This is a genomic window from Delftia sp. ZNC0008 (assembly GCF_000799035.1).
GTDB classification, from domain to species: Bacteria; Pseudomonadota; Gammaproteobacteria; order Burkholderiales; family Burkholderiaceae_C; genus Comamonas; species Comamonas tsuruhatensis.
Map to the genome: position 1 here is coordinate 1 of NZ_JTKZ01000304.1, position 2,290 is coordinate 2,290.

Annotated in this window: 2 protein-coding genes; one reads left to right on the forward strand and one right to left on the reverse strand. The window is 68.9% G+C overall.

The annotated features are described in order from the left end of the window. Positions 1 to 27: 27 nt before the first annotated feature. Positions 28 to 1,185: an ABC transporter substrate-binding protein gene (locus tag L995_RS10270; RefSeq protein WP_016446617.1), complete on the reverse strand. Its 1,158-nt coding sequence runs from the start codon at positions 1,183 to 1,185 to the stop codon at positions 28 to 30. 197 nt (positions 1,186 to 1,382) lie between these two features. Here L995_RS10270 and L995_RS10275 point away from each other — a divergent pair. Next, positions 1,383 to 2,290 (forward strand): molybdopterin-dependent oxidoreductase (locus L995_RS10275; RefSeq protein WP_047471397.1); only part of this gene is annotated, 908 nt, incomplete at its 3' end.

The following is a 2,290-nucleotide window of genomic DNA, read 5'->3' on the forward strand; positions in this document are numbered from 1 at the left end:
CCGCGTAGAGCGTGTTATGCAGCAAGCCTAAACCCGGACCTTGCCGTCGCCGGTCAGCATGGACAACTCCACGAAGCGCGGCTTGGCCGATTGCGGCTTGAAGGCCAGCGGGAAGCCGGCCACTTGCTGGCCGTGCATGGCGTCGAGCGCGGCCACCAGGCCGTCGCGCGTGGGCTTGCCCGAGGCCGAGGCCTGGCGCAGCGCATCGGCGAACACGCGTGCCGCCAGATAGCCTTCCATGCTGGAGTAGTTGGGCGTCAGCTTGCCGCCGCCCTTCTGGATGGCCGCCAGGAAATCGCGCGTGATCTGGCGCGAGGTCTGGAAGGGCGAGGGCACGACCTGGGTGACGACCACCCCTTCGGCATCCTTGCCCAGCGTCTGCGCCAGTGCCTGCGAGCCGACGAAGGAGACGTTGTAGAACTGCCCGCCAAAGCCCGCCTGGCGCGCCGCGCGCACAAAGGCCGCGCTGGCCGAGTAGGTGACGATCTGCACGATCACATCGGCGCCCAGCGGCACCAGCGTCTTGACGGCCGCCGCCACATTGTTCGAGTTGCGCTCCACCGTGGCCGCGCCCACGGGCTCCAGCCCCTTGGCGGCCAGCGCCGCCTTGACGCCGGCCAGGCCCGATTCGCCATAGGCATCGTTCTGGTGCAGCACGGCCACCTTCTTCAGGCCCAGGCCCGTGAGGTGCCGCACCATCAGCGCCGTCTCGTCGGCATAGGAGGCGCGCACGTTGAAGACCAGTTGGGCCAGCTGGGGCTGGCGCAGCGCGTCGGCGCCCGTCAGCGGCGCGAACAGGGGCACGCGCGCCTTTTGCAGCAGCGGCAGCGCGGCCATGCTGGTGGAGGTGCCCACGTAGCCGAACAGCGCGAACACGTCGTCGGACAGGAAGCGCTGGGTATTGGCCGCGCAGCGCTCGGGCTCGTAGCCGTCGTCCATCACGCGCAGTTCGATGTTGCGCCGGGCAATGCCCCCCTGCGCGTTGAGCTGTTCGAAGTACAGCTTGGCGCCTTCATGGAAGGGCTGGCCGATCTGTGCCGCGGGGCCCGTCATCGGGCAGGACTGGCCCAGCACGATGGTGCCTCCCGCGTCCTGGGCGCGCACTGCGCCGGTCCAGGTGGCGGCAGCCGCCGTGCTGGCTGCGATGAACTGTCTGCGGCTGAACGCCGTCTTGGGTCGGAGCATGAACTTGCCTGTTTTTGTCACTGGAATCGGCGCCGTTGCTGCGTGCAGCCGGCTGCAAGGGTCCGCATAATAAAGACAAGCGGCGATTGCGGCATGCAAGACCGGCACCGCCCCTTGCCCGTGACGGCCTTTTTCTGTTTTTCCGGCTTTCACGGTTCTTTCGCAAAGTCCCCACCCTGTCCGAGACCGCTGCCACCATGTCCTCCGCCACGCCCCCACTCCAGGCCACCTCACAGGTCCTGGGCGCCTGCCCCCATGACTGCCCCGATACCTGCTCGCTGGTGACCACAGTCGAAGACGGCATCGCCAAAAGAGTCCAGGGCAACCCCGACCATCCGCACACGGGCGGCGTGCTCTGCGCCAAGGTCAGCAAATACACCGAGCGCAGCTACCACCCCGAGCGTGTGCTCACCCCGCTGCGCCGCGTGGGACCCAAGGGCTCCGGGCAGTTCGAGCCCGTGGGCTGGGACGAGGCGCTGGCCGACATCGCCGCCCGGCTGCACGCGCTGGCGGCGCGCGATCCCGAAACCATCCTGCCCTACAGCTACGCAGGCACCATGGGCCTGGTGCAGGGCGAGAGCATGGACCGGCGCTTCTTCCACCAGCTCGGCGCCTCGCTGCTGGACCGCACCATCTGCTCCAGCGCCGGGGGCGAGGCCCTGAACCTGACCTACGGCGGCAAGCTGGGCATGCGCGTGGAGCATTTCACCGAAAGCCGGCTCATCCTCATCTGGGGCAGCAACAGCATCGGCAGCAGCCTGCATTTCTGGCGCTATGCGCTGGAGGCCAAGCGCAACGGCGCGCGCCTGGTGTGCATAGACCCGCGCAAGACCGAGACCGCCGACAAATGCCACGAGCACCTGCAGCTGCTGCCCGGCACGGACGCGGCCCTGGCGCTGGCCCTGATGCACGAGCTGATCACGCACGGCTGGCTGGACCATGACTACATCGCGCGCCACACGCTGGGCTGGGAGGAACTCAAGGCCCGCGCCCTGCAGTGGCCGCCCGAGCGCGCGGCCCAGGTCTGCGGCCTGCCCGTGGAGCAGATCCGCCAGCTGGCGCGCGACTACGGCACCACCACGCCCGCCGCCATCCGCCTACGCGG